This is a genomic window from Enterobacter sp. E14S (assembly GCF_055666685.1).
In genome coordinates, this window is sequence record NZ_JBVODQ010000004.1 from 239,558 (window position 1) to 265,750 (window position 26,193).

Genomic DNA, 26,193 nt, shown 5'->3' on the forward strand with positions numbered 1-26,193 from the left:
ACGCCGGCACAAGGCCGGCGTTTCAACGTGAGCTGAGTAAAAAATTACTCAGCTACAACGTTAACAACCAGTTTAGCGAACACTTCGCTGTGAACCTGGAAGTCAACTTCGTGCTCACCAGTGGTACGCAGAACGCCGTTCGGCAGACGAACTTCGCTCTTAGCCACTTTAACGCCTGCTGCAGAAACTGCATCAGCGATATCGCGGGTACCGATGGAACCGAACAGTTTACCTTCGTCGCCTGATTTAGACGCGATGGTAACGGTGCCCAGTGCGTTGATTGCTTCAGCGCGAGCGTTAGCAGCCGCCAGAACGTCAGCCAGTTTGGCTTCCAGTTCAGCGCGACGTGCTTCGAAAAACTCTACGTTTTTCTTGGTAGCTGGAACAGCTTTACCCTGTGGAACCAGGAAGTTACGTGCGTAACCCGCTTTAACGTTAACCTGATCACCCAGGCTGCCCAGGTTTGCTACTTTATCAAGCAGAATAACTTGCATTACCTTATCCTCTTAAAGTCGTATTAATGGACCGTGCCCGATTACTGATGACGATCAGTGTACGGCAGCAGGGACAGGTAGCGAGCGCGTTTGATAGCGCGAGCCAGCTGACGCTGGTATTTTGCACGAGTACCGGTGATACGGCTTGGGACAATCTTACCGCTTTCGGTGATGTAGTTTTTCAGCGTTGCGATATCTTTATAGTCGATCTCTTGAACGCCTTCCGCGGTGAAACGGCAGAACTTGCGACGACGGAAATAACGTGCCATATGGCTAGTCTCCAGAATCTATCAAATCAATCTGCTCGGCATGCAGAACCATTTTGCTCAGGCCGTTCTTTGCCTTGTGGCAAGAGATGAACCCCTGAACGATTACTGCGCTACCGACCGTTAAACTGTGAGTAATGGCCTGGTTTTCGTGTCCGCTAATAATAACGGGCATTTGGCACCACGCCTGCCGGTGAAACCCGGCTTCCTCTTGCACAGAACGATGCTCAAGCACGAACTGGCAATGCGGAATTCCTGATGGACTGACCTTTCGAAGGGGAGCCCTGCATACGATGCCGGACAACGCCAGACGGTTGGTCATCAGAAATTACTCTTCAGAATCCCCAGCATCAGAATCATCTGCGGTTTCGTTTGCGAAATCATCGCGACGCTCACGGCGCTCGTCTTTCGCTTTAACCATCGGAGATGCTTCGGTAACTGCGTTTTTGGTACGCATAACCATGCTGCGGATAACGGCATCGTTGAAGCGGAAGGTAGTTTCCAGCTCATCGATCACTTCCTGCGGCGCTTCAACGTTCATCAGAACGTAGTGTGCTTTGTGCAGTTTGTTGATCGGGTAAGCCAGCTGACGGCGGCCCCAGTCTTCCAGACGGTGGATCGTACCTTCTGCACCAGTGATGGCAGCAGAGTAACGCTCGATCATACCCGGAACCTGTTCGCTCTGGTCAGGATGGACCATAAAAACGATTTCGTAATGACGCATCGAATTGCTCCTTACGGATTATTCAGCCTCCTGTCTGGGTCAGCCGAGGCCCGGGGAGGCAAGGAACGTGTTAAAGGTCGGCTGAAAAATTGACGCGTCATAATACTTGCGCGCCCCTGGAAACTCAAGCTGATTGCACAAATAATTCGCACAAAGCGCGAAGCGGGTCTAAGTGGGTGATTTAAAATTGGCCACACCCGGAAGCGTTGTTTTTTTGAACAACTGCATCAGAAATGGTCACGCATCCCCGCCGGATGAGTGATTACACTTTAATCAGAGATCGCCTGAATTAAAGAAGGAGCATCCCCCCTCTCGCAGCACGTAGTCGTGGAGCGCATATCATGAAAAAAATCGCATTAGCCATAATGGCGGCGCTTTTGCTCAGTGCAAACGCGATGGCAGCCATCAAGATAGACAGCCGACAGGCCAGAAACATGGATGATGTGCAAAGCTTGGGCGTAATTTACATCAATCATAATTTCGCCACGGAAAGTGAAGCAGATCAGGCATTAAACGCAGAAACCGATGCGCAGGGCGCAACCTATTACCACGTGATGTTAACCCGTGAGCCCGGCAGCAACGGCAACATGCACGCCAGTGCAGATATTTACCGATAACGCTTTAACGCTAGCACCAGGAAAGCCAATAACGAGAACATAGCCATAGATGACGTTGCCCCCTGCCCGGGGGCTTTTTTTTGTGAATGGCTCCGGAATACTCCCGGTAAAAGAGCCCCCTGAGATCATCCACAAGCGGGAAGATATGGACATCAAAGTCCTGCGCGTTTAAAGGTGCTGGCGGAAAAACGCCACCGTAGCGTCGAGCGCCGTTGGCGTAATACGGTGGCGGACGCCCGGTTCCCACAGACAGGTCAGATTACCGTCCAGCCCTTCATTCATTAACGCCTGCTGCAGACGGAAGGTTCCCTCAGGCGGGACCACATCATCCGCGTCACCGTGCCACAGCAGCAGCGGGCGATCGGCCACGCGCGGCAATGCCCGGGTCACTTCCCACTCTGCCAGCGTCGCGGTTATTTCCGTTAAATCCTGAGGGGGAAAGAGGGTCTTCGCCAGCGAAGTAAAGTAGCCCGAGCCCATCAGACAGGCGACAGACTTCACTTCAGGATGATGCGTCATAATCCCCAGCGCCGTCATACCGCCCATCGATGCCCCGGCTACCGCCAGACGATTGTCGGCCACCAGCCCTGCCTCATAAAGCGCATCGCGCAGCCCGGAAAACTCGGTCAGACTCCCGTGCAGAATCTGCCAGAACTGCCCCAGCCGCGCCTGTTCATTACCCGTAAAGCGTGCGCCGTGGTCGGGTGCATCTGGCATCACCACGCGAAAACCCGCCTGCGCCAGCGCTACCGCAAAATAACTGTAAACCAGCTTCGATGAGGTAAACCCGTGATAAAAAACCACAACAGGCAGCGGTTTATCACGTTTACCCGCCGGCATCGCGTGTAAAATTTCATGGTCGCCGAGGTGGCGTATTTCAATTTCAATCATTGTCGACCCTGTGCGAATCTATGATTCATAATGTTGAGAACTGGGTTACGCTTTCGCGTCATTTTCATTCGAAATATACGTCCCAGATAACACTTCGGGAACATTCCCCCAAAACTAAATTCACAGACAACTACACTATGGCTATCAGGAAACGAGATATGGTTATGCGCAGGTTTGCTGCTTTATTGCTGGTGTTTCTGCTGAGTGGCTGTAGCGCGCTGCAGGGAACACCGCAACCCGCTCCACCGGTCGCCGATCATCCACAGGAGATTCGTCGTAATCAGACGGAAGGATTACAACGAATGGGCACCATCTCCGCGCTGGTTCGCGGTTCTCCGGATGACGCAGAATCGGCAATAAAAGCGCAGGCCGTCGCCGCCAAAGCAGATTATTACGTCATCATTATGATCGACGAAACCATCATAACGGGACAGTGGTACTCACAGGCCATTTTGTACCGTAAATAATGGTTTTCCTTTGAACGAGATTTACACTGCTTTGCGTCCATAGACATTTTCCTGTCCACAATAAACTCCACGCCCGCATCAATGGAAGGGAGTTTATTAGCGAAGGATTGCCCGGCGGATACCGGATATATGTGAAATGGAGCTGACAATGAAACGAACTCTTGCTTTGACCTCACTGTTGCTCTCAGCAGGCCTGCTGAGCACCACCGCGCAGTCAGCAGAATTCGCCAGTGCTGATTGTGTAACTGGCCTGAATGAAATTGGCCAGATCTCCGTGAATAATATCTCGGGGAGCCCGCAAGACGTTGAACGTGTCGTGGCATTAAAGGCCGATGAGCAGGGTGCTTCATGGTATCGCATCATCCAGATGCAGGAAGATAACCATATCGATCGCTGGCGGGTACAGGCCATTCTCTACGTGTAATATCCTTCCTGATAAAAGCCACTTATTTTTAGTGGCTTTTCGTTTTTGCAAATTTTTTATCTTATATAAAACCAATAAAGAACAATTAAATAACATTTTGTTACATTAAAACAGTAAACGTAATCTCCGCTCTGCCGTTGAAGAACCATAACTTTTCAATGATGAGCAATTTATGATCAACTTTTTCCGCCGTGCGGGCCTGGGATCGAAACTCTCGCTGCTGACTGGCGTCAGTGTCGCCACGCTGTTTCTGCTATTCACTTTTCTGCTCAGCCAAAAAGCCAGCCAGCAGCTTGAAGCCCTTGCGGTCGAAGATCTGCATAATCAGTCCACCGGCATGGTCGACATGGTGCAGATGTTTAATACCAGCCTGAGTGAAGAGGTTGAGAGCTATACACGTCTGTTTACCACCTTTTTACCGCAGCCTCTGAACATTGATAATTCCCAACCCCAGACGATTAACGGACTTAGCGTTCCGCTTCTGAAAGGCGGAGACACCGGGCTGCATGAAAATAACACCCTTTCGGACGAGTTCCTGAACCGTACGGGCGCCATTTCGACGCTGTTTGTACGCAGCGGTAACGACTTTGTTCGCGTAGCCACTTCCCTGCGCAAAGAGAATGGCGATCGGGCAATGGGTACCGTTCTGGATAACGCCAGCCCGGCCTTTGCTGCCGTCAACAAAGGTGAAGTCTACCGCGGCCTGGCGCTGCTGTTCGGCAAACGCTACATCACCCAGTACCAGCCCGTTAAAAACGTCGAAGGGCAGGTCATTGCGATCGTCTTTGTCGGGGTGGACATCACCCACTCCTGGAACGTCATGCGCGAGAAAATCCTCAACCGCCGCCTGGGCGAGAGCGGTCACTTCTTCGTGCTGGATCGCAGCAACGGCAAAACGCGCGGGCAATACCTGTTCCATGCCGGCGAAGAGGGAAAACTGCCGAAGTGGGACGGCGCGACGCTGCAACAGCTTCTGAGTGACAAACCCGGCACGCTGGAGCGTACAAGCGACGACGGTCGCACGCTGAAAATGGCTTATACCCCGCTGCCGGGCTGGAACTGGACTATCGTGGGCGAAGTGGATAAATCGGTGCTGCTCTCAAGCGTTACCGCCATGCGCGATCGCTTCCTGCTGGCCGGCGTGGTCTTATCCATCCTTTTTGCTGGCCTGTTCGTGGTCATTATTCGCCGCGTACTGACCCGACCGCTGCGCAACGTGATCCATCTTGCCCGGCAATATGCCGCAGGGGATCTCCGTTCCAGCCTGCCCGTGACGCGTCAGGACGAAGTCGGCCAGCTGATCGATGCTATCAACGGCATCGGCGGCGGCCTGCAAAAAATTGTCCTGCAGGTTCGTGAGGCAGCAGGCGAGATCCATTTGGGCACCAACGCGCTGGCCGCCGACACTGGCGAGATTTCAGAGCAGATCAACAAGCAGGCCAGCAGCGTGGAGGAGACGTCCGCCAGCATGGAGCAGCTGGCCGCCACCGTGCAGCAAAATGCCGCCAACATGGAGCAAACGCAGCAGCTGGTGGGTGAAACCTCGTTCGCGGTCCATCAGGGCGGTGAGACGGTCACCCACGCGGTGTCGACCATGGACGACATTCGCGAAGCGTCAAAACGCATCGAAGACATCACGCGCGTGATCGAATCCATCGCTTTCCAGACCAACATTCTGGCGCTGAATGCGGCAGTGGAAGCGGCCCGCGCAGGCGAGCACGGAAAAGGGTTTGCGGTAGTCGCGCAGGAAGTTCGCGCGCTGGCGGGACGCAGCGCTAACGCGGTGAAGGAGATTGAACAGCTGATTGGCGATACGCTCAGAAAAGTGAGTGAGGGTCATGCGCTGTCTGAACGGACGCGCCTGGCGATGGATGACATCATCATTCATATCGATAACATCAGCCAGCTGGTCACCGAGATTAACCATGCCTCACGCGAGCAGTCCGCCGGGATCGGCCAGGTGAACCTCGCCATGACCCATATTGGCGAAGCGTCGCATATCAATGCCGACCGCATCTCACGCAGCGAGCAAACCGCTCAAACGCTGCGCGAGAAGGGTTCACACCTGACTCAGCTGGTGAGCCTGTTCCAGCTAAAAGGCTAACCGACTCTGCCCGTCGCACGCAGCAGCAGGTCGCTTTGCACCTGCTCGCTCATCAGCGTGCCGCCACGGGTGTCAAGCATCATGCGGCACCACGCCTGCGCCACCGGGGGCGATGCGTGCCGTAGTATCTGGCTTCCGGTACCCAGCAAGAAAAGCTGCTGCGCGATCTCCCGCGCCTGCGCCTCCTGCGGTTTACGCAGTTTTTGCTGAAGCTGTCGCCAGCTGCGATCGAAGTGTCTGTCCTGCCCTTTCACCTGCGCAAACTCGTCGGCAAGCAGGTCGTGAATACCCGGCTGCTTCGCCAGCACGCGCAGCACGTCCAGACACATGATATTACCTGACCCTTCCCAGATGCTGTTCACCGGCATCTCGCGGTACAGGCGGGGCAGTTCGCTCTCTTCGCAATATCCGATCCCGCCCAGCACCTCCATCGCCTCAGCGACAAACGGGATGCCCGCTTTACAGACGCTAAATTTCGCCGCCGGGGTAAACAGCCGCGCCCAGGCGGCCTCTTGCGGATCTGCGCGTTTATCCCACGCGCGGGCCAGGCGGAACAGCAGCGCCGTGTGCCCCTCCAGCACCAGCGCCATCCGGCTTAGCACTTCGCGCATTAGCGGCTGATCGATGAGATTTTTGCCGAAGGTTTGACGCTGATGGGCATGGTACAGCGCCACCGAGAGCGCCCGACGCATCAGTCCGTGGCTACCCAGCGCGCAGTCAAAGCGCGTCAGACCGCCCATTTTGAGGATCTGCCGTACCCCTTCGCCCTCTTCCCCCAGCAGCCAGCCGGAGGCATCGAGGAACTCCACCTCGCTGCTGGCGTTGGAGCGGTTCCCGAGCTTGTCCTTGAGGCGCTCCAGCCGGACGGCGTTGCGCTGTCCGTCAGGCAAAAAGCGCGGCACAAAAAAGCAGGATAGCCCGCCCTTCGCCTGGGCCAGCACCAGATGCGCATCGCTTTGCGGGACGGAGAAAAACCATTTATGCCCCACCAGCCTGTAGCTGCCGTCACTGCATTTTTCCGCTTTGGTGGTGTTGCTAAGCACGTCCGAGCCGCCCTGCTTTTCCGTCATCCCCATGCCAATCAGCAGGCCGCGCTTTTGCGCGCCAGGGGCAAGGTGCGGATCGTAGCGATCGCTGAGCAGCGGCGTCAGCCAGTCGTGAAATAGTTTGGGGAGCGCCTGCTGCAGCAGCGGCGTGGCGGCGAACGTCATGGTGACCGGGCAAAGCGTGCCCGCCTCCACCTGAGCATGAAGCACAAAGCGTGCGGCCCGAGCGACAAACGCCCCTTTACGCGCCTCCTCTTCCCACGCCAGGTTATGCACGCGGTTGGCGCAAAGCCCCTGCATCAGCAAGTGCCATGCCGGATGAAAACGCACGTCGTCCAGCCGCTCCCCGGTGGCGTCATAGCGTAGTAACTCCGGAGGATTAACGTTTGCCAGCCGGCCCAGCTCCAGCGACTCCGCGGTGCCTAACTGCTGTCCGATGCTGGCGAGCAGCTCAATATCCCACTCGGCCCCTTCACGCGCGACCGCATCGCGCAGGGCGCAGTCCGAGAGGAAAAGGTTGCTGTTGGAAAGCGGTGCAGGTTGATTGAAAACGGTATGGGTCTGCCAGTGCATGCTGTCTCCCTCCTTCAGTGGCAATGACGATAAGTATGGACAGACCGCGCGCACGCTGCATGGGAGGGGAGTCACACGTTCACGATCCCGCTGATATCATTCGTGAAATAGCTCACAGAACATAAGAATAAACTATTTCATGACTCCGCTTTTGTTGAATAATTTATTCTTACAACCTTAAGTGAGGATCGTTATGCAACCGGACGCGCACAAGCGTGCATTAATTGCAGGCTCCATTGGTAACTTTATCGAGTGGTATGAGTTTGCGGTCTACGGTTTTCTGGCGACCGTCATTGCGAAAAACTTCTTCCAGCTTGAAGGAGAGGCGGGGCTGACCAGCCTGATCCTCACCTACGCCTCGTTTGCCATCGCCTTCTTCTTCCGCCCGCTGGGTGCGGTGGTGTTTGGCCGCATCGGCGACCGGATTGGCCGTAAACCGACGCTAATCATCGTGCTGGTGCTGATGACGCTCGCTACCGCCGCTATCGGCATTGTGCCGGTCTACGCCAGCATCGGCATTGCCGCGCCGCTCATTATTACGCTGCTGCGCATACTGCAGGGGCTGTTCGCGGGCGGCGAGTACGGCGGTGCGGTCTCGCTGATGACGGAGTTCGCCCCGCGCGGCAAGCGTGGGCTCTATGGCGCGTGGCAGTCCTTTACGGTGGCGCTGGGGCTGCTGGCAGGCGCAGGCATCGTGGCGCTGCTCTCCGCCCTTCTCACGCCAGAGGCATTGCACGACTGGGGCTGGCGCATTCCGTTCTTCCTGGCGCTGCCTATGGGCGTTGTGGCGCTGTGGCTTCGCGTCAGTATGGAAGAGACACCGAGCTTTGTGCAGCAGCAGGATAAACCGGCTGTCGCTCAGGCGGATACTGCCGCCACGCTCCGGGCCATCGGGATGGGGATTGGGCGCGTCATGGTCTGGTCTGCGGCGGGATATACCTACCTGGTGATTATGCCGACCTATCTGCAGTCGGCGCTGCACACCGGGTTTAACCAGGCGCTCTTGATAGCGGTGATTTCGAATATTGGGTTTGCGCTGACCATCATTCCGTCGGGGATCCTGAGCGACCGGATCGGGCGCCGCACGGTGATGATTCTCGCCACCGCGCTGCTGCTGATCCTCGCCCTGCCGCTGCTGAAAATCCTGCAGGCGGAGTCCAGCACGCTAGCGGTGAAGGCTGTTGTGGTGCTGATTGCGGGCGGTCTGGTGGGCATGCTGGCGGGTCCGGGCCGGCGATGCTGTCTGAGATGTTCCCGACGCGCGTGCGCTATACGGGGCTGGGGCTGGCCTACTCGTTGTCGAACGCGATCTTCTCGGGATGCGCGGGGTTAATCATTACCGGGCTGATTAAGCAGACGGGCAACCTGGATATTCCGGCGTATTACGTGATGGTAACGGCGGTAGTGAGTATTTTCGCGCTGATGACGCTGAGGAAGGACGACCATTTGCGGTCGCTAGAGGAGTGAGGTTGTTTTGCCGGGTGGCGGCTTCGCCTTACCCGGCCTACAAAACCCGTAGGCCCGGTAAGCGAAGCGCCACCGGGCGAAAATCAGCTACGCTGACGCACCGCTTCAAACAGGCAGATGCCCGTCGCAACGGAAACGTTCAGGGACGACACGCTGCCCGCCATCGGGATACTAATCAGCTCGTCGCAGTGCTCGCGGGTCAGACGACGCATGCCTTCGCCTTCCGCACCCATCACCAGCGCCAGACGGCCGGTCATTTTGCTCTGGTACAGAGTATGATCCGCTTCACCGGCGGTACCGACGATCCAGATATTCTCTTCCTGCAGCAGACGCATGGTGCGCGCCAGGTTAGTCACGCGGATCAGCGGAACGTTTTCCGCCGCGCCGCAGGCCACCTTCTTCGCCGTCGCGTTCAGCTGCGCGGAGCGATCTTTCGGCACGATCACCGCATGCACGCCCGCCGCATCGGCGCTGCGCAGGCACGCGCCGAGGTTGTGCGGATCGGTAACGCCGTCGAGGATCAGGAAGAACGGGTTATCCAGCTCGGCAATCAGATCCGGCAGATCGTTTTCCTGATACTGACGACCCGGCTTCACGCGGGCAATGATCCCCTGGTGGACCGCGCCTTCGCTTTTCTCATCCAGGAACTGGCGATTCGCCAGCTGGATCACCACGCCCTGTGCTTCCAGCGCGTGGATCAGCGGCATCAGACGCTTATCTTCACGCCCTTTCAGAATAAACACTTCCTGAAAACGCTCCGGTGCGCGCTCGAGAAGGGCCTGCACCGCGTGGATGCCGTAAATCATTTCACTCATTGATGGTTCTCGTAATAAGTATTTCCCCTCCCCCCGCTGGGGAGAGGGTCAGGTTGAGGGGAGAATTTACTCCGCCTGCTTTTTCTTGGCCGCGCGCTTCGCTTTGGTGGCGGCAGCGATTTTCTGCGTTTTCGCGGAAGGTTTTTTCGCTGAACGGGCTTCTTTCTTCGCCGCCTTCGGCTTCTGTTTCTTCTCGCCGCGGAACGCGCTGTCCGGCTCGAAGTTTACCTTCTTGCCCGCCTGACGACGTTTACCGCCGCCCGGTTTACCGTTACCGGTTTTTTTCGCCCTTTCACGCTCGGTTTTACCGACGTTACGCGGCGCGCGCTCGCTGGAGATCAGGCTGAAGTCGATCTTACGGTCGTCCATATTCACGGCTTCGACCTTCACTTCCACACGGTCGCCCAGACGGTAGGTCTGGCCGCCAGATTCGCCAATCAGGCGCTGGCCGACCTGGTCGAAGCGGTAGTAGTCGTTATCCAGGCTGGAGACGTGCACCAGACCGTCGATGAACAGCTCGTCCAGACGAACGAAGAAACCAAAGCCGGTCACGCTGGCAATCACGCCTTTGAAGACGTTACCGACCTGATCGAGCATAAAGTCACACTTCAGCCAGTCCGCCACGTCGCGTGTTGCTTCATCGGCACGACGTTCGGCCATGGAGCAGTGCTGACCCAGCTGCAGCATCTCTTCCATCGAATAGTGGTAGCCACCGGTTTCGGTGGTGTTCCCTTTATGGCCCTGCTCCTGCGCCAGCAGATACTTGATCGCACGGTGCAGAGAGAGGTCAGGATAACGACGGATCGGCGACGTAAAGTGGGCGTAAGACTGCAGCGCCAGGCCGAAGTGCCCGCGGTTTTCCGGATCGTAAATCGCCTGCTTCATAGAGCGCAACAGCATCGTCTGCAGCATTTCTGCGTCAGGACGGTCGCCAATGGACTCCAGCAGCTCGGCGTAATCGCGCGGCTCTGGCTTGTTGCCTCCGGGCAGTTCCAGACCCAGTTCAGCCAGCACGGAGCGGAACGACGTAATGGCTTCCGTGGTCGGCTTATCGTGAATACGGAACAGCGCTGGCTCTTTGGCTTTCTCAACGAAACGTGCCGCCGAGATGTTCGCCAGGATCATACACTCTTCGATCAGCTTGTGCGCGTCGTTACGCTGGGTCTGCTCAATACGCTCAATGCGGCGTTCGGCGTTGAAGATGAATTTCGCTTCTTCGCTCTCAAACGAGATCCCGCCGCGCTCTTCGCGCGCCTGTTCCAGCGTTTTGTAGAGGTTATGCAGCTCTTCGATATGTTTGACCAGCGGCGCGTACTGCTCGCGCAGATCCTGGTCGCCCTGCAGCATATGCCAGACCTTGGTATAGGTCAGACGCGCGTGCGAGCTCATCACCGCTTCGTAGAACTTGTAGCCGGTTAAGCGCCCTTTGGTGGAGATGGTCATCTCGCAAACCATACAGAGACGGTCAACCTGCGGGTTCAGGGAACACAGGCCGTTAGACAGCACTTCCGGCAGCATCGGCACGACCTGGGACGGGAAGTAGACCGAGGTACCGCGGCTGCGGGCTTCGTTATCCAGCGGGGTGTGCGGACGGACGTAATAGCTTACGTCAGCGATAGCAACCCACAGACGCCAGCCACCGCCGCGTTTTTTCTCACAGTATACGGCGTCATCGAAGTCGCGGGCGTCTTCGCCATCAATAGTGACCAGCGGCAGGGAGCGCAGATCCACGCGGCCCACTTTGGATTCTTCCGGCACTTCTTCGCGCAGGCTTTCGATCTGCTCTTCAACCGCTTTCGGCCAGATGTACGGAATTTCATGGGTACGCAATGCCATATCAACGGCCATCGTGGTGCCCATGTTGTCGCCAAGCACTTCGACGATTTTACCTACCGCTTTGGTGCGACGGGTTGGGCGCTGGGTGAGTTCAACCACCACCACAAAGCCCATGCGGGCGCCCATCACCTCTTCAGGTGGGATCAGAATGTCGAAGCTCAGACGGCTGTCGTCCGGCACCACGAAGCCTACGCCCGCGTCGGTAAAGTAGCGGCCGACGATCTGGCTGGTTTTTGGCACCAGAACGCGTACCACGCGCGCTTCGCGGCGGCCTTTACGGTCAGCGCCCAGCGGCTGCGCCAGGATCTGGTCGCCGTGGATGCACATTTTCATCTGTTCAGATGAGAGGTACAGATCGTCTTTACGGCCTTCCACGCGCAGGAAGCCGAAGCCATCGCGGTGACCAATGACGGTCCCTTTCAGCAGATCGAGGCGTTCTGGCAGCGCGTAGCACTGGCGGCGGGTAAAGACCAGCTGCCCGTCACGCTCCATCGCGCGCAGGCGGCGGCGAAGGGCTTCAATTTGCTCTTCACCTTCAATGTTTAATTCAACGGCAAGTTCTTCACGATTGGCGGGTTTTTCGCGTTTTGTTAAGTGTTCAATGATGAACTCGCGGCTGGGAATAGGATTCGCGTATTTTTCGGCTTCGCGTTCCTGGAAAGGATCATGTGACATGTCGGTTCCTCCGTTGTCAGCTCCGGTGGAAATTTTCTTCATTCCACCAGCAATAATTTATAAAGCGGTTGATTCTCTTCAACCAAATCGGCCAGCGTGTAGTTATCCAGTTCCATGAGAAAACTTTGCACGGCCTTTGAAAGCGCCTTTTTCAGGCGGCAAGCGGGCGTGATGTGGCAGAACTCGCTGCTGCAGTTCACCAGAGAAAGCGGCTCCAGTTCACGTACCACATCGCCAACACGAATACTCTGTGCCGGTTTACCGAGACGGATCCCACCATTCTTCCCGCGGACGGCAGCAACGTATCCGGCACGACTAAGTTGATTGATTATTTTGACCATATGATTACGGGATACGCCGTAGACCTCTGTCACTTCAGAGATACTGGTCATCTTCCCCTCGGGTAACGACGCCATGTAAATCAGCGCACGTAAGCCGTAATCGGTGAAACTTGTTAACTGCACATCAACCTCAGGAAAAAGGGAAAACGCGGTCAAACCGCAGAGATATTCATTAATGATGATAAACCAGCCAGATAGTTAGCGGCTAATTTATTTGACAGACGGGGCGAAAAAGCGGAGATCCAGGAGCGGTCGCCGGATGGCGCTACGCTTATCCGGCCTACGGGTCTCCCCGCAGGCCAGCAGTCACGAAGATTATGCGTCGAACGGGTCGCGCAGGATCATCGTTTCAGTACGATCCGGGCCGGTAGAAATAATATCGATCGGCACTTCGGTCAGTTCTTCAATACGCTTGATGTAATCCAGCGCCGCCTGCGGCAGGCCGCTACGCTCTTTCACACCGAAAGTGGTCTCAGACCAGCCCGGCATAGTTTCGTAGATTGGCTCAATGCCTTCCCAGTCGTCAGCAGCCAGCGGAGTGGTGGTCACTTCGCGGCCATCTGGCATACGGTAGCCTACGCAGATTTTCACTTCTTTCAGGCCGTCCAGTACGTCCAGCTTGGTCAGGCAGAAGCCAGACAGGGAGTTGATCTGCACTGCGCGACGCACTGCAACCGCATCCAGCCAGCCGGTACGACGACGACGACCGGTGGTCGCGCCAAACTCGTTACCCTGCTTGCACAGGAACTCGCCGGTTTCATCAAACAGCTCGGTCGGGAATGGACCCGCACCCACGCGAGTGGAGTACGCTTTGATGATGCCCAGTACGTAATCCACATAGCGTGGACCCAGGCCAGAGCCGGTCGCCACGCCACCTGCTGTGGTGTTAGAGGACGTTACGTACGGATAGGTACCGTGGTCGATGTCCAGCAGCGTACCCTGCGCACCTTCGAACATGACGAAATCGCCACGCTTGCGCGCCTGGTCCAGCAGATCGGACACATCAACAACCATACCGGTCAGAATGTCAGCGATCGCCATGACGTCATCCAGCACTTTCTGGTAGTCAACAGCGTCAGCTTTGTAGAAGTTCACCAGCTGGAAGTTGTGATATTCCATCACTTCTTTCAGTTTTTCAGCGAAGGTTGCTTTGTCGAAGAGGTCGCCCACGCGCAGACCGCGACGTGCAACTTTATCTTCGTAAGCCGGACCGATACCACGACCGGTGGTGCCGATCGCTTTCGCGCCGCGCGCTTTCTCACGCGCTACGTCCAGCGCCACGTGATAATCCAGGATCAGCGGGCAGGCTTCGGAGAGCAGCAGACGCTCACGAACAGGGATACCACGGTCTTCCAGACCTTTCATCTCTTTCATCAGCGCAGCAGGAGACAGCACAACGCCGTTACCGATGATGCTGGTGACGTTATCACGAAGAATGCCTGATGGAATAAGATGGAGGACGGTTTTTTCACCGTTGATTACGAGAGTATGGCCTGCGTTGTGACCGCCCTGGTAGCGTACAACATATTTAGCCCGTTCAGTCAGAAGATCAACAATCTTCCCTTTACCTTCGTCACCCCATTGGGTGCCCAGTACGACGACGTTGTTACCCATTTTTTTCAAAATCACCGTTTGCTTAAAAATGGATTCTACCATCGCTTTTTCAGATATACAGCACTTTTTGACCTCAAAATACGCCGATTGCGTCTACTTTTTGATCAGCCAATCGTTTTCCTCAACATGTAGTAGATCACGATGCCCGCAACCACAAGACCGCCGCCAAAACGACGCAAAATATTATCCGGCAGCTGACTCATCGTGGCGATCATTCGGCGCCAGGCACGCGGATAAAGCATCGGTCCAAGACCTTCCAGCACAAGGACCAAAGCCAGTGCGAGCCAGATCGTTGAATTCATTTTTATTCCTTATAAAAGAAAACCACCGCTCCGTTGGGAGCGGTGGTTTGAATACTCAAACGGGCCTGAGTTTATCGCGTTGCGTTAGTCGGCGTCTTCATATAACGGAAGAAATCGCTGTCCGGGCTGAGCACCATCACATCCTGGTTGCTCTGGAAGCTATTCTCGTAAGCGCGCAGGCTACGGATAAAGGCGTAGAAGTCAGGATCCTGGCTGAAGGCATCCGCGAACAGCTTCGCCGCTTCGGCATCGCCTTCACCGCGCAGGATACGGCCCTGGCGCTCAGATTCCGCCAGCGTCTTGGTGACTTCGTAGTCCGCTGCAGCACGCAGCTTCTCAGCCTCTTCCTGGCCCTGTGAACGGTGACGACGGGCTACCGCTTCACGCTCGGCGCGCATACGGTTGTAAATCGCCTCGGACACTTCAACTGGCAGGTTGATCTGCTTGATACGCACGTCAACCACTTCGATACCCAGCGCAGCCATACTGTTCGGGTTGATCACCGGCACTTTACCGTTGGTCTCCGCCTGAACGCGTTCAGCCGCTTTGGCAATCGCATCATCTGCTGCCGGCGTTGAAACTTCATCTTCAGTGCCCGCTGTACCGGAGTTTAGCGCATCGCGTACTTCCAGGGTCAGACGACCACGGGAGTCGGTCACGATGTCTTTCACATCCAGACGACCAATCTCGGAACGCAGGCGGTCAGAGAACTTACGTTTCAGCAGCACTTCTGCCTGAGAAACGTCACCGCCGCCCGTTGCCAGGAAGTAACGGCTGAAATCGCTGATGCGCCATTTGATATAGGAATCAACGATCAGGTCTTTCTTCTCTTTGGTCACGAAACGGTCGGCCTGGTTATCCATGGTCTGGATACGCGCATCAAGCGTTTTCACGGACTGAATAAACGGCACCTTGAAGTGCAGACCCGGCTCGTAAATCACCGGGCGTTTGTCGCCATCACGCACGACGCTGCTGAACTGGAACTTAATCCCACGCTCGCCTTCTTTCACCACAAAGATCGAGGTATAAAGCGCGACCAGTACGATGACGACGATCGCAATAACTGACTTACGCATCCTTATTCCCCCTGACGCTGGTAGTCGTTACGCTGCGCGTTAGCACGGCGTTGGTCCATAATGTCACCATCGTTCGAAGAAGGCGTTGTGTTCGTGCTGGCGCTGCCTGTTGAGGCTGGCGGCAGACGCAGCAGGTTATTCGCTCCGCTGGTGTCGCCTTTCGCTGCTGGCGCAGAACCGCCTTTCAGCATCTGATCCAGCGGCAGAACCATCAGGTTTCCGCCTTTATTGTCGTTAACCAACACTTTGCGGGTGTGGCTCAGCACTTTTTCCATGGTCTCGATATAGAGACGCTCACGGGTAATTTCCGGTGCCGCTTTATATTCTGGCAGGATCTTCGCGAAGCGGGCCACTTCACCCTGAGCTTCCAGGATGGTCTGCGTCTTATACGCGCGCGCTTCTTCCAGAATACGCTGCGCCTGACCGTTAGCGCGTGGCTGAACTTCGTTGGTGTACGCTTCTGCTTCACGGATGTACTGCTGTTCGTTTTCACGGGCAGCAATCGCATCGTCAAATGCGGCTTTCACCTCTTCCGGCGGACGCGCAGCCTGGAAGTTGACGTCCAGAAGGGTAATACCCATGTTGTACGGACGAATGGTCTCTTCCAGCTCGCGCTGGGTATCGCTACGAATAACGGTACGACCTTCGGTCAGGATACGGTCCATGGTGTATTTACCGATCACACCGCGCAGGGCGCTGTCGGTCGCCTGACGCAGGCTGTCATCGGCGCTGGTCACGCTAAACAGATAACGCTCAGGATCGGTCACGCGGTACTGCACGTTCATCTCAACGCGCACCACGTTTTCGTCAGAGGTCAGCATCACGCCAGAGGCGGCCAGTTCACGGACGGATTCCACGTTTACCGCGGTCACGTCATCAATGAAGGTCGGCTTCCAGTTCAGACCCGGCTCAACCAGATGGCTGAACTTACCGAAACGGGTGACTACGCCGCGTTCTGCTTCTTTAATGGTGTAGAACCCGCTGGCTGCCCAGATGATGACTACCGCAGCGGCCACGATGCCCACTACGCGGCCACCCATTGGCGGGCGCGAGCTCTGAGTGGAATTGCCACCCGAGCCAGAACCTTTTCCTCCGCCAAGGCCACCGAGCTTCTTGCTCAGTTTGCGGAAGATATCATCCAGATCCGGCGGCCCCTGCTCGCGACCACCTTTGTTGCCATTTCCCTCAGAGTTGCCGCCAGGTTTGCTGCTTCCCCACGGGTCGCGGTCTTGTCCGTTATTACCGGGCTGATTCCACGCCATGTATATGCTCCATATTTGTTATGCAAGGGCGAATTATTCAGGCATCCCCTTTCTGATCAGACGATATAGTCGACCAGCGCAGGTTCTTGTTTACAGAGGCGACGCCAGTCAACGATCGGCATACGCACCTGCATCCCCACGCTGCCGTCATCCTCCATCCACTCTTTTTCTATCGCCTGAAGCTGATAAAACCGGCTGCGCAGCCTGCCTTCCTGTGGCGGCAGTCGCAGCGTGTGCTGAGCTACCTCACCGGAAAGACGTTCTGTCAAAGCCTGGAAAAGCAGTGGCACACCAATACCGGTCTGGGCAGAAAGCCAGACCCGAATCGGTTTGTTTTCTTCATCTCTGTCGATACGCGGTTCGAAATCGTCCAGCATATCGATCTTATTCATGACCAACAGCGTTGGGATCTCGTGGGCGTCGATCTCTTCGAGCACCACGTTCACCGCGTCGATGTTCTCCTGCACGCGCACGTCTGCCGCATCAATCACGTGCAGCAGCAGGGTCGCCTGTCGCGTCTCCTGCAGGGTGGCTTTAAACGCCGCCACCAGGTCATGCGGCAGGTGGCGGATAAAGCCTACGGTATCCGCCAGCACCGTTTCACCAACGTCTGCAACGTCAATACGGCGCAACGTAGGGTCCAGGGTCGCAAACAGCTGGTCTGCGGCATACACCTGGGCCTCGGTTATCTGGTTAAACAGGGTGGATTTACCGGCGTTGGTATAGCCCACCAGCGACACCGTCGGGATGTCGGCTTTGGTTCGCGCCCGACGCCCCTGTTCACGCTGTTTCTCTACACGTTCCAGACGTGAAAGGATCTGGGTAATTCGGCCACGCAGCAAACGACGGTCGGTTTCGAGCTGGGTTTCACCCGGGCCGCGCAAACCAATCCCGCCTTTTTGTCTTTCAAGGTGTGTCCAGCCACGCACCAGACGCGTTGCCAGATGACGCAGCTGCGCCAGCTCAACCTGCAGTTTCCCTTCGTGGGTACGTGCACGCTGAGCAAAAATATCTAAAATCAAACCCGTACGATCGATAACACGGCATTCGCAAAGGGCTTCCAGGTTGCGCTCCTGGGCTGGAGACAGCGCATGATCAAACAACACGACTGACGCGCCGGTTGCTTTTACGGCATCCGCAATTTCGACTGCTTTACCTTCACCAACAAAATACTTTGGGTGCGGCGCTTTACGGCTACCGGTAATCACCTGCATTGCTTCGACACCGGCGGAAGAGACCAGAGATTCAAACTCCTGGAGGTCTTCCATATCTTTGTCTTGCGAAAAATAGATGTGTACCAGCACCGCCTGCTCACCGGCGTCATAACGGTCAAACAAGCGTAAACCTCTCTAAAAAGATCAGCGGGGAACGCAGGATCCCTGGCTCCCCGTGTGGATAACAGTGCGAAACCTTATTCGGTCTCGTCGCTGTCCTGCGCCGGCGTTGAAGAACCCTGCGCGCTGCTGCCATGATGGTAGTTACTACCAGTGCCGCCGCCAGCGTTATTGCTGTGATGAGATACCGGACGGGACGGAACAACAGTAGAAATAGCGTGCTTGTAGACCATCTGACTGACCGTGTTTTTCAACAGAATCACAAACTGATCGAAAGACTCAATCTGACCTTGCAGCTTAATACCATTCACCAAATAAATAGAAACTGGAACACGTTCCCGACGCAATGCGTTCAGGAACGGATCTTGTAAAGATTGCCCCTTAGCCATTCTATCTTTTCCTTATATGCTTGTTTTGTACTTAGAACCTTGCGATTCTGAAAAATTGCGCACGATACGTCTCAATTGTACACATTCAGTGAGCGATATCACCAACAACCTCAATCACTTCGTTTAACGCCTGTTGCGGTTTTTCACTGTCTAACCAGTGAACACCCTCCCAACCGCGCAACCAGGTGATCTGGCGCTTCGCTAACTGTCTCGTGGCGCAAACACCTCTATAAACCATTTCATCGTATGAAATTTCACCTTCAAGATACGACCACATCTGGCGGTATCCCACACAACGAATGGAAGGCATGTCCGTATGCAAATCTCCACGGGCAAATAGCGCCCGCACTTCTGCTTCAAAATCTGAAGCTAACATCTGATGAAAACGCTGCTCAATTCGCTGATGGAGCAGTTCACGGCTCGCCGGGGCGATGGCGAACTGATGCACCTGATACGGCAGAGCGTCTCCTGACGTTTGCGTCAGTTCCGTTAAAGTTTTACCCGAAATGAAAAAAACTTCCAGTGCCCGGGAAAGCCTTTGCGGATCATTTGGATGGATCCGTGCTGCAGCAACCGGGTCAATCTCCGCCAGTTGCTGATGCAAAACGTCCCAACCCTGCTCTGCCGCCTGCTGCTCAATTTTCGCTCTTATTTCCGGATCCGCGGATGGCAGAGGTGACAACCCCTCCAGCAACGCCTTGAAATAGAGCATGGTTCCGCCAACCAACAGCGGTATACGTCCCGCCGCCGTTATCTCGGCCATCTCGGCTAAGGCATCCCTGCGGAAATCCGCTGCGGAGTACGCCTGAGCCGGGTCGAGAATATCCAGCAAACGGTGCGGTGCCGCACGCAACTCTTCTGCGTCAGGCTTCGCCGTGCCGATGTCCATCCCTCGGTAGATGAGGGCGGAGTCGACGCTAATCAACTCTACAGGCAAAACTTTACGCAACTCAATGGCTAGCGCCGTTTTGCCGGAGGCCGTTGGGCCCATTAAAAAAATTGCCTTAGGCAGGCTCGCCTTACTTGCGTCAATCATGTTTCAGGGCATTCATCGCCGTTTGTAAATCAACAGGTTGTAATAACCCACCCGGCGGCGTTTTCACCAGATGCGGACAGAGGCGTTCCACCTCCGCCAGCACGCTAATGGCCTGCGCCATACTCCACGGCGCGTGTTCGCTTGCCAGATGGCGGGCGATCCACTGCGCGGTGTTGGCGGCATCAAACGACGTTTGCTGCGCCAGGTAGCCTATCAGTTCAGGAATCAAGTTTTGTAAATTTTGTTGGCGTAAGGGTAAAGGCACTGCACGAATTGTCACATGTTGTGGTTCGAGCACAGTTTCAATACCCATTTGCGCCAGCTGCGGCTCTGCGCGCTGCAATACCCTCGTTTCATCAGGGGATATTTTCAGGCGAACCGGAATCAACAGCGGCTGCGCGCAGGCTGCATTTTCGCCTGGCGTAAGCTGCACCTGCTTGAGCCAGCGTTCGGCGACCGGCAGGGCCAGAAGCATCAGTTTGCCGTCACGTTCAAGCAGCGCCATATCGGGCGCGATAATCGTCAGCACCCGGCCAAAACTCTGGCTATGCCCGTCCAGAGAAGGCTGAGCGGGCGGAATGTGCTCTTTACGCTCCACGGCTGGCGTTTCCAGCAGCTTGCGGTACAACGCTCCCTGCTGCTTCTGATAGCCCGGCTGGGCATTCGGGTAGTTCGCGCCCGTTGGCCGCGGTGCGCTCCCGGTCGGGGAGAAACGCGGGGCCTCCAGTTCACGCGCGACGGCAGGTTCAGCAAAATGATTGCGGCCCGCCGCCACACGGTTTTCCGGCAGAGGACGCGGCGCAGGAGTGTCGTTTTCCAGCGGCAGCGTTGGCTCTGCCTGCTGCTGCAACACGGCGGCCACGCCCTGATAAATGAAGTCGTGAACCAGACGCGACTGGTGGAAACGCACCTCATGCTTGGCAGGATGAACGTTTACATCCACCTGATGGGGGTCGATTTCCAGATAAAGGACGAAAGCTGGCTGCTGATCGGCCCCGAGTTTGTCTTCGCAGGCCTGGCGAATCGCGTGATTGATGAGACGATCGCGCATCATGCGCCCGTTCACGTAGCAATACTGAATTTCAGAGAACGCAGCACTGCTCGCGTTTGGATCGGCAACCCAGCCGCGTAAAGCCAGATCGCCGTGCTGCCACTCAATGGCCAGAGCCTGTTCCAGAAACGGCGTCCCGCAGATAGCGCCCAGGCGACGCTCTTTCTGTCCACCTTCCGCCACCGCGCGGTACTGGCGCATCACCTTACCGTTATGGCTGAGGTTGATGGCGACATCGAATCGGGCGAGCGCAATACGGCGAATGATCTCGTCGATATGGCCGAACTCGGTCTTCTCGGTACGCATAAACTTGCGTCGGGCGGGGGTGTTGTAGAACAGATCCAGGACTTCCAGCGTCGTGCCGACAGGGTGCGCCGCGGGTTTGACCGTCACATCCATATCGCGCCCTTCAGCGTAAGCCTGCCAGGCTTCCTGCTGTTCAGCGGTACGGGAAGTCAGCGTTAAGCGCGAAACGGAGCTGATACTGGCCAGCGCTTCGCCGCGAAAACCGAGGCTAATAATCGCTTCCAGATCGTCCAGAGAAGCGATTTTACTGGTGGCGTGACGAGCCAGCGCCAGCGCCAGCTCCTCTTTTTTAATGCCGCAGCCGTTGTCGCGAATGCGGATAAGCTTCGCGCCACCGCGTTCGATATCAATATCGATGCGGGTTGCGCCCGCATCGAGGCTGTTTTCCACTAGTTCCTTCACCACCGACGCAGGGCGTTCCACCACCTCACCGGCGGCGATTTGGTTCGCGAGCTGCGGCGGTAGAACCTGAATCGGCATGAATGCTCCTTAGTTGGTCGCGGTCATCTCACCCGGCAGCGCTGCGCTGGCCGTCTGTGCTGAGCCGCTCTGCGGCGCAGACTGCAGAGGATGCGCCTCAAAATATTTACGTAAACCGTTATAAATCGCTTCGGCAATTTGCTGCTGGTAACTGTCGCTTCCCAACAGACGCTCTTCACCGTTGTTACTGATAAAGCCCGTCTCCACAAGGATGGACGGGATATCTGGCGAGCGCAGAACGCCGAGGCTGGCATGTTCCGGACGGCGCTTATGCAGCACGCCAACGCTTTGCAGCTGGTTCAATACGTTAGTGGCGACATCATACCCGACGCGCTGCGAATGACCGAACTGTAAATCCAGCACCGCCTGGCTGAGGTACGGATCGGACTGGCTGTTCGCCAGCACGTCGCCCGCGCCGCCTAACAGTTCAGACTGCTTCTCGTGCTCTTCCAGCCAGTTGGCCATTTCGCTGTTAGCGCGACGGTTCGACAGCACCCAAACCGAGGCGCCGGTCGCGCTACGATTCGGTGCGGCGTCCGCATGAATAGAGACCAGGAAGTTTGCGTTTTGCTTACGCGCCACGTCCGAGCGCCCCATTACGGAGATAAAGTAATCCCCGTCGCGGGTCAATACGCCTTTAAACATCGGGTCGTCATTGAGCAGCGAACGCAGTTTACGCGCGATAGCGATAGTGACGTTTTTCTCTCGCGTGCCGCCGGGGCCAATCGCCCCCGGGTCTTCCCCGCCGTGGCCCGCATCAATGGCGATAATCACTTTGTCACCGCTGACGTCGCGCGTCGCGCGCTGGCCGCAGGACGCGTCACCGTATTGCTGCTGGTTGCCGCAGTAATGCGATCGTTCTGCGATTTAAACGGATTACGCGCAGGTTCAGAAGGACGCGGCGTATACACCGGTTCTTCCACGCGCTTCGCTACGACCGGCGGCGGTGGAGGCGGTGGCGGCGCGTCGGCATTGATGGTAAACACCACCGTATAGTTCGCCCCGTTTTGCTGCTTCACCGCCTTCGTTTTGCCCTTTTCGGTCAGATCGACCACCAGGCGTAACGACTGGCTATCCTGCGGCGTTCCCGAACGGATACTTTTTACCAGGTTGTTGCCGCTGAACCGCAGCGGTAGCCCCTGGATCACGCCTGTTTGTTTGATATCCAGCGCCACGCTGTGGCTGTCTGGCTGTGAGAACGCATATTCAGGGTCGCCCATAAAGCTGAACGTGATCCGGGCCTGGCTTTCGCCGTTTGATACCTGAATATCTGAGAGGTTTGCCGCCCCGGCCTGCGCGCACAGCAGCACGGTGGCAGCCAACAACCAACCTTTAACGCGATTTATCATCCCGTCATCCCTACGCTTAACCGGCCAGTCGCGCCAGTAAGGAACTGCCTGATGAGGAAACAGCACTGATGCGCGCCTCACGCCCTTGTGCCTGGTAATCTAAGTGAATTTCGACATCCGGGTCAGGCAGCACACCCGCACCTTGTTGCGGCCACTCCACCAGGCAAATGGCGTCGTTGGCAAAATAATCACGGATCCCCATAAATTCCAGCTCCTCAGGATCCGCAAGGCGGTATAAATCGAAGTGGTACACCATGAGATTTTCAAGGGTGTACGGTTCTACAAGCGTGTAGGTTGGGCTTTTCACATTCCCGTTATGCCCTAACGCCTGCAAAAAACCCCGGCTGAAGGTGGTTTTACCCGCACCTAAATCACCATACAGATAAATGACGGTTGCCCCCTGACAGGCCTGCGCCACGCGCTTGCCGAGTTCTAAAGTGGCTTGTTCATCAGGTAAAGGAATCGCTCGATTAGTCATTTTCTACGTCAATCACATCCGGGTTAACAACACGCCGCAGCGTGCAAAAAAGATCGGTGGCCAGCATGCCGCGTGTACCGTAACGCGCGGCCAGTTTATCTGCCGCGACACCGTGGGCTACGCAGCCCGCGCAGGCTGCATCATAAAGGGGAAGTTTCTGTCCAAGCAATGCGCCAATGATGCCGGAAAGCACATCGCCCATGCCGCCGCTTGCCATGCCCGCATTTCCGGCATCAATAATGCCCTGCGTCTCGTCACTGGCGACAACGGTTCCAGCCCCTTTCAAAACAGCAACACCTCCGTAACGTTTTACCAGACGCTGAGCAGAAAGTAAGCGATCGCTTTCAATTTCTGCCACGCTGCAGTTAAGCAGGCGCGCGGCTTCGCCGGGGTGTGGCGTCAGAATGCGATTGTGACGCTTATCGGGGTTTATTGCCAGAAGGTTAAGCGCGTCGGCATCCCACAGCATCGGTTTACGAAAATTCTCGACCTTTTGCAGGGCCTGTTTACCCCATGCCTGCTGCCCGAGCCCGGGGCCGATCGCCACCACGTCCGCCCATTCCAGACTTTCTTCAAGCGCCTGAGGCGTAAGCTCATGGACCATCAGCTCCGGTCGGGCCGTAACGATCGGCGCTATATTCTCAATGCGAGTGAGTACTCGCACTAATCCGGCACCGCTGCGCAGAGCCGCTTCGCCGGTCATGCGAATCGCACCTGCCGTACCATGATCGCCGCCAATAATCACCAGCCTGCCGTGATCGCCCTTATGGGACGTTGGTCGGCGCGGCGGGAGCCACACTGCAAGCTGCGACGCATCAAAACGCGCCAGGTGCGTTTCCTGCCCGGACAGCCAGCTCTCCAGCCCCAGCGCATGGTGGTGCAAAACGCCAACGACGTCTCGTGCTTTACCGGTCAGTAGCCCCGGCTTGAGGGCGATGAAGGTCACCGTATGTGCAGCCTCAATGACCGCTCCCGGCGTCGCGCCGGTTTGTGCAATCAGGCCAGAGGGAATATCCAGGGCAACTACCGGCGCGGAATGTCTGTTAGCATGTTCAATAAGGGCGGCAATGTTGTCGCGAGGCGCACTGCGTAGCCCGGTACCCAACAGACCGTCAACAATCAGATCCACCTCTTCCGGCCAGACGATATCAGGCGCATGAATCACACCGCCTGCGTTAAGCCACGCCTCCCGCGCCGCATCGGCCTCTTCCGGCAGAGGTTTATCGCTCTCCAGGGCCAGCAACGTCACGCGGATACCTGCCGCAACCGCCAAACGGGCGACAACGTAGCCGTCGCCGCCGTTATTGCCGTGACCGCACAGAATCAGCCAGTGGGCGGCCTGCGGGTACGCGCTGCGGGCAACGTTAAACGCCGCCTCACCCGCACGCAGCATCAGTTCATAAAGGGTAATCCCGAGGCTGTCTGCGGCCTCTTTTTCGGCGCGCCGGAGGTCATCCGCATGCCAGATGGAATGTGGTATACTTGCGGGGTTTTTCTTCACCGTATGGTCCGTCATGTCACAGCCCCTCGATCTCAATGAATTAGCGCAAAAAATAAAACAGTGGGGTGCTGAGCTTGGCTTCCAGAAGGTGGGCATTACCGATACCGACCTCTCCGCCAGCGAGCCAAAACTGCAGGCCTGGCTGGACAAACAATACCACGGCGAAATGGAATGGATGGCGCGTCATGGCATGATGCGCGCCCGCCCTCACGAGCTTTTGCCGGGCACATTACGCGTCATCAGCGTGCGCATGAACTATCTCCCCGCCAACGCGGCCTTTGCGCGCACGCTAAAAAATCCCTCTCTGGGTTACGTCAGCCGGTACGCCCTGGGACGTGATTACCATAAGCTCTTGCGTAACCGTTTAAAAAAACTCGGGGAAACTATTCAGCAGCACTGTGTTTCGCTGAATTTTAGACCCTTTGTCGATTCTGCGCCTATTCTTGAGCGCCCGATCGCCGAAAAAGCCGGGCTTGGCTGGACAGGTAAGCACTCACTTATCCTCAGCCGCGACGCCGGTTCGTTCTTCTTCCTGGGTGAACTGCTGATTGATTTACCGCTGCCGGTAGACGGCCCGGTAGAGGAAGGCTGCGGCCGCTGCGTGGCCTGCATGACCATTTGTCCGACGGGTGCCATCGTCGAGCCTTACACCGTTGATGCGCGCCGCTGCATCTCCTACCTCACTATTGAACTGGAAGGAGCCATTCCAGAGGAATTTCGACCGCTTATTGGCAACCGCATCTACGGCTGCGACGACTGCCAGCTGATCTGCCCGTGGAACCGCTATTCGCAGCTCACGGACGAAGAGGATTTCAGCCCGCGTAAGGCGCTGCATGCGCCGCAGCTCGTTGAGCTATTCGCCTGGACCGAAGCCTGGTTCCTGAAAGTGACGGAAGGTTCGGCCATTCGCCGTATCGGTCATCTGCGCTGGCTGCGTAATGTTGCCGTCGCGCTGGGTAATGCCCCGTGGGATGAAGCCAATATTCGGGCGCTTGAAAGCCGTAGAGGTGAGCACCCACTTCTTGATGAGCACATAGAATGGGCGATTGCGCAGCAAATAGAGAAGCGTAATGCCTGCACGATCGAGGTGCAGCTACCGAAGAAACAGCGTCTGGTGCGGGTGATTGAAAAAGGGCTTCCGAGGGATGCCTGAACTATTCACAGCCTGTGAATAAAATTACAAACTCAAGCGCCATCTGGGCTGGGGAAAAGGTCAAGTGATCTCAATAACATTTTGAAATGAAAATTTATCTACTAAATACAGTGAGTTGCAAA

Annotated in this window: 24 protein-coding genes and 2 pseudogenes; 6 read left to right on the forward strand and 20 right to left on the reverse strand. The window is 56.4% G+C overall.

Annotated elements, in window-relative coordinates:
* Nucleotides 1–44: 44 nt before the first annotated feature.
* From rplI to rpsF, 4 genes are read right to left on the reverse strand one after another with little or no spacing between them, the layout of a single operon-like run.
* Nucleotides 45–494 carry a 50S ribosomal protein L9 gene (gene rplI / locus ACZ6J2_RS12155; protein ID WP_023310148.1) on the reverse strand — a complete coding sequence of 150 codons (450 nt, stop codon included), beginning with the start codon at nucleotides 492–494 and terminating at the stop codon, nucleotides 45–47.
* A gap of 41 nt (nucleotides 495–535) precedes the next feature.
* A complete protein-coding gene (gene rpsR, locus ACZ6J2_RS12160) occupies nucleotides 536–763 on the reverse strand; it encodes a 30S ribosomal protein S18 (protein WP_000135199.1) in 228 nt (75 codons plus the stop codon).
* A 4-nt stretch (nucleotides 764–767) separates the two neighbouring features.
* Complete coding sequence (priB, locus tag ACZ6J2_RS12165; protein ID WP_008502895.1) at nucleotides 768–1,082, reverse strand: primosomal replication protein N; 315 nt, start codon at nucleotides 1,080–1,082, stop codon at nucleotides 768–770.
* Nucleotides 1,083–1,088: 6 nt separating this feature from the next.
* Complete coding sequence (gene rpsF, locus ACZ6J2_RS12170; protein ID WP_014068637.1) at nucleotides 1,089–1,484, reverse strand: 30S ribosomal protein S6; 396 nt, start codon at nucleotides 1,482–1,484, stop codon at nucleotides 1,089–1,091.
* 341 nt (nucleotides 1,485–1,825) lie between these two features.
* Here rpsF and yjfY point away from each other — a divergent pair, with 341 nt between their 5' ends.
* On the forward strand, nucleotides 1,826–2,101 hold the full coding sequence (gene yjfY, locus ACZ6J2_RS12175; protein WP_029740378.1) for a DUF1471 family protein YjfY: 276 nt from the start codon (nucleotides 1,826–1,828) through the stop codon (nucleotides 2,099–2,101).
* Nucleotides 2,102–2,269: 168 nt separating this feature from the next.
* Here the strand turns inward: yjfY and yjfP are convergent, their stop codons facing one another.
* Entirely contained in the window at nucleotides 2,270–2,992 is a 723-nt protein-coding gene (gene yjfP / locus ACZ6J2_RS12180) for an esterase (protein ID WP_471725825.1), read from the reverse strand.
* Between the two features lie 137 nt (nucleotides 2,993–3,129).
* Between yjfP and bsmA the strand changes: the two genes are divergently transcribed.
* From bsmA to ACZ6J2_RS12195, 3 genes are all read left to right on the forward strand, one after another.
* On the forward strand, nucleotides 3,130–3,459 hold the full coding sequence (gene bsmA, locus ACZ6J2_RS12185) for a biofilm peroxide resistance protein BsmA (RefSeq protein ID WP_029740376.1): 330 nt from the start codon (nucleotides 3,130–3,132) through the stop codon (nucleotides 3,457–3,459).
* Nucleotides 3,460–3,595: 136 nt separating this feature from the next.
* Nucleotides 3,596–3,883, forward strand: coding sequence for a DUF1471 family protease activator YjfN (yjfN, locus tag ACZ6J2_RS12190; protein ID WP_032665074.1), 288 nt, complete (start codon nucleotides 3,596–3,598; stop codon nucleotides 3,881–3,883).
* Nucleotides 3,884–4,055: 172 nt separating this feature from the next.
* Nucleotides 4,056–5,987 (forward strand): methyl-accepting chemotaxis protein, encoded by a 1,932-nt coding sequence (locus ACZ6J2_RS12195; RefSeq protein WP_471725826.1) that lies wholly within the window; start codon nucleotides 4,056–4,058, stop codon nucleotides 5,985–5,987.
* On the opposite strand, the gene ACZ6J2_RS12200 is transcribed toward ACZ6J2_RS12195, so the two are convergent.
* Entirely contained in the window at nucleotides 5,984–7,606 is a 1,623-nt protein-coding gene (locus ACZ6J2_RS12200) for an isovaleryl-CoA dehydrogenase (protein WP_471725827.1), read from the reverse strand. The two genes, ACZ6J2_RS12195 and ACZ6J2_RS12200, sit on opposite strands and share 4 nt — an antisense overlap.
* Before the next feature lie 193 nt (nucleotides 7,607–7,799).
* Here ACZ6J2_RS12200 and ACZ6J2_RS12205 point away from each other — a divergent pair.
* Nucleotides 7,800–9,073 (forward strand): annotated as a pseudogene (locus ACZ6J2_RS12205) (MFS transporter).
* 83 nt (nucleotides 9,074–9,156) lie between these two features.
* On the opposite strand, the gene rlmB reads toward ACZ6J2_RS12205, so the two are convergent.
* From rlmB to nnr, 14 genes and pseudogenes are all read right to left on the reverse strand, one after another.
* On the reverse strand, nucleotides 9,157–9,888 hold the full coding sequence (gene rlmB, locus ACZ6J2_RS12210; RefSeq protein WP_058840431.1) for a 23S rRNA (guanosine(2251)-2'-O)-methyltransferase RlmB: 732 nt from the start codon (nucleotides 9,886–9,888) through the stop codon (nucleotides 9,157–9,159).
* Nucleotides 9,889–9,954: 66 nt separating this feature from the next.
* A complete protein-coding gene (gene rnr / locus ACZ6J2_RS12215; protein ID WP_471725828.1) occupies nucleotides 9,955–12,399 on the reverse strand; it encodes a ribonuclease R in 2,445 nt (814 codons plus the stop codon).
* Between the two features lie 38 nt (nucleotides 12,400–12,437).
* On the reverse strand, nucleotides 12,438–12,863 hold the full coding sequence (gene nsrR / locus ACZ6J2_RS12220) for a nitric oxide-sensing transcriptional repressor NsrR (protein ID WP_023334253.1): 426 nt from the start codon (nucleotides 12,861–12,863) through the stop codon (nucleotides 12,438–12,440).
* A 192-nt stretch (nucleotides 12,864–13,055) separates the two neighbouring features.
* Nucleotides 13,056–14,354 (reverse strand): adenylosuccinate synthase, encoded by a 1,299-nt coding sequence (locus tag ACZ6J2_RS12225; RefSeq protein WP_024907332.1) that lies wholly within the window; start codon nucleotides 14,352–14,354, stop codon nucleotides 13,056–13,058.
* A 104-nt stretch (nucleotides 14,355–14,458) separates the two neighbouring features.
* The gene (locus ACZ6J2_RS12230; protein ID WP_003855996.1) at nucleotides 14,459–14,656 is read right to left on the reverse strand and encodes a DUF2065 domain-containing protein; all 198 of its coding nucleotides are present in this window, start codon (nucleotides 14,654–14,656) and stop codon (nucleotides 14,459–14,461) included.
* 71 nt (nucleotides 14,657–14,727) lie between these two features.
* Complete coding sequence (gene hflC, locus ACZ6J2_RS12235; protein ID WP_471725829.1) at nucleotides 14,728–15,732, reverse strand: protease modulator HflC; 1,005 nt, start codon at nucleotides 15,730–15,732, stop codon at nucleotides 14,728–14,730.
* A gap of 2 nt (nucleotides 15,733–15,734) precedes the next feature.
* Nucleotides 15,735–16,994 (reverse strand): FtsH protease activity modulator HflK, encoded by a 1,260-nt coding sequence (gene hflK / locus ACZ6J2_RS12240; protein WP_045402256.1) that lies wholly within the window; start codon nucleotides 16,992–16,994, stop codon nucleotides 15,735–15,737.
* A gap of 56 nt (nucleotides 16,995–17,050) precedes the next feature.
* Entirely contained in the window at nucleotides 17,051–18,331 is a 1,281-nt protein-coding gene (gene hflX / locus ACZ6J2_RS12245) for a ribosome rescue GTPase HflX (protein ID WP_023310136.1), read from the reverse strand.
* Between the two features lie 74 nt (nucleotides 18,332–18,405).
* A complete protein-coding gene (gene hfq / locus ACZ6J2_RS12250; RefSeq protein ID WP_023334248.1) occupies nucleotides 18,406–18,717 on the reverse strand; it encodes an RNA chaperone Hfq in 312 nt (103 codons plus the stop codon).
* Nucleotides 18,718–18,802: 85 nt separating this feature from the next.
* Nucleotides 18,803–19,753, reverse strand: coding sequence for a tRNA (adenosine(37)-N6)-dimethylallyltransferase MiaA (gene miaA / locus ACZ6J2_RS12255; protein ID WP_023310135.1), 951 nt, complete (start codon nucleotides 19,751–19,753; stop codon nucleotides 18,803–18,805).
* The gene (gene mutL / locus ACZ6J2_RS12260) at nucleotides 19,746–21,590 is read right to left on the reverse strand and encodes a DNA mismatch repair endonuclease MutL (RefSeq protein WP_471725830.1); all 1,845 of its coding nucleotides are present in this window, start codon (nucleotides 21,588–21,590) and stop codon (nucleotides 19,746–19,748) included. Before mutL ends, miaA begins: the two co-directional genes overlap by 8 nt.
* 9 nt (nucleotides 21,591–21,599) lie before the next feature.
* A pseudogene (gene amiB / locus ACZ6J2_RS12265) lies at nucleotides 21,600–22,939 on the reverse strand (N-acetylmuramoyl-L-alanine amidase AmiB).
* A gap of 16 nt (nucleotides 22,940–22,955) precedes the next feature.
* Nucleotides 22,956–23,417 (reverse strand): tRNA (adenosine(37)-N6)-threonylcarbamoyltransferase complex ATPase subunit type 1 TsaE, encoded by a 462-nt coding sequence (tsaE, locus tag ACZ6J2_RS12270; RefSeq protein WP_013095283.1) that lies wholly within the window; start codon nucleotides 23,415–23,417, stop codon nucleotides 22,956–22,958.
* A complete protein-coding gene (gene nnr, locus ACZ6J2_RS12275) occupies nucleotides 23,410–24,933 on the reverse strand; it encodes a bifunctional ADP-dependent NAD(P)H-hydrate dehydratase/NAD(P)H-hydrate epimerase (protein WP_471725832.1) in 1,524 nt (507 codons plus the stop codon). The genes tsaE and nnr overlap by 8 nt, the downstream gene beginning before the upstream one ends.
* Between nnr and queG the strand changes: the two genes are divergently transcribed.
* Entirely contained in the window at nucleotides 24,932–26,071 is a 1,140-nt protein-coding gene (gene queG / locus ACZ6J2_RS12280; RefSeq protein ID WP_047646475.1) for a tRNA epoxyqueuosine(34) reductase QueG, read from the forward strand. The two genes, nnr and queG, sit on opposite strands and share 2 nt — an antisense overlap.
* Nucleotides 26,072–26,193: the final 122 nt, after the last annotated feature.

Bases quoted from the DNA above. Each gene is read 5' to 3' on its own strand.
- rpsR (WP_000135199.1), bottom strand. From the start codon at position 763: ATGGCACGTTATTTCCGTCGTCGCAAGTTCTGCCGTTTCACCGCGGAA.
- mutL (WP_471725830.1), bottom strand. From the start codon at position 21,590: ATGCCGATTCAGGTTCTACCGCCGCAGCTCGCGAACCAAATCGCCGCC.
- tsaE (WP_013095283.1), bottom strand. From the start codon at position 23,417: ATGACTAATCGAGCGATTCCTTTACCTGATGAACAAGCCACTTTAGAA.
- yjfN (WP_032665074.1), top strand. From the start codon at position 3,596: ATGGAGCTGACAATGAAACGAACTCTTGCTTTGACCTCACTGTTGCTC.
- rplI (WP_023310148.1), bottom strand. From the start codon at position 494: ATGCAAGTTATTCTGCTTGATAAAGTAGCAAACCTGGGCAGCCTGGGT.
- yjfY (WP_029740378.1), top strand. From the start codon at position 1,826: ATGAAAAAAATCGCATTAGCCATAATGGCGGCGCTTTTGCTCAGTGCA.
- hfq (WP_023334248.1), bottom strand. From the start codon at position 18,717: ATGGCTAAGGGGCAATCTTTACAAGATCCGTTCCTGAACGCATTGCGT.
- rnr (WP_471725828.1), bottom strand. From the start codon at position 12,399: ATGTCACATGATCCTTTCCAGGAACGCGAAGCCGAAAAATACGCGAAT.
- ACZ6J2_RS12195 (WP_471725826.1), top strand. From the start codon at position 4,056: ATGATCAACTTTTTCCGCCGTGCGGGCCTGGGATCGAAACTCTCGCTG.
- hflC (WP_471725829.1), bottom strand. From the start codon at position 15,732: ATGCGTAAGTCAGTTATTGCGATCGTCGTCATCGTACTGGTCGCGCTT.
- queG (WP_047646475.1), top strand. From the start codon at position 24,932: ATGTCACAGCCCCTCGATCTCAATGAATTAGCGCAAAAAATAAAACAG.
- bsmA (WP_029740376.1), top strand. From the start codon at position 3,130: ATGGCTATCAGGAAACGAGATATGGTTATGCGCAGGTTTGCTGCTTTA.
- ACZ6J2_RS12200 (WP_471725827.1), bottom strand. From the start codon at position 7,606: ATGCACTGGCAGACCCATACCGTTTTCAATCAACCTGCACCGCTTTCC.
- priB (WP_008502895.1), bottom strand. From the start codon at position 1,082: ATGACCAACCGTCTGGCGTTGTCCGGCATCGTATGCAGGGCTCCCCTT.
- rpsF (WP_014068637.1), bottom strand. From the start codon at position 1,484: ATGCGTCATTACGAAATCGTTTTTATGGTCCATCCTGACCAGAGCGAA.
- ACZ6J2_RS12230 (WP_003855996.1), bottom strand. From the start codon at position 14,656: ATGAATTCAACGATCTGGCTCGCACTGGCTTTGGTCCTTGTGCTGGAA.
- yjfP (WP_471725825.1), bottom strand. From the start codon at position 2,992: ATGATTGAAATTGAAATACGCCACCTCGGCGACCATGAAATTTTACAC.
- nnr (WP_471725832.1), bottom strand. From the start codon at position 24,933: ATGACGGACCATACGGTGAAGAAAAACCCCGCAAGTATACCACATTCC.
- hflK (WP_045402256.1), bottom strand. From the start codon at position 16,994: ATGGCGTGGAATCAGCCCGGTAATAACGGACAAGACCGCGACCCGTGG.
- rlmB (WP_058840431.1), bottom strand. From the start codon at position 9,888: ATGAGTGAAATGATTTACGGCATCCACGCGGTGCAGGCCCTTCTCGAG.
- miaA (WP_023310135.1), bottom strand. From the start codon at position 19,753: ATGATTGACGCAAGTAAGGCGAGCCTGCCTAAGGCAATTTTTTTAATG.
- ACZ6J2_RS12225 (WP_024907332.1), bottom strand. From the start codon at position 14,354: ATGGGTAACAACGTCGTCGTACTGGGCACCCAATGGGGTGACGAAGGT.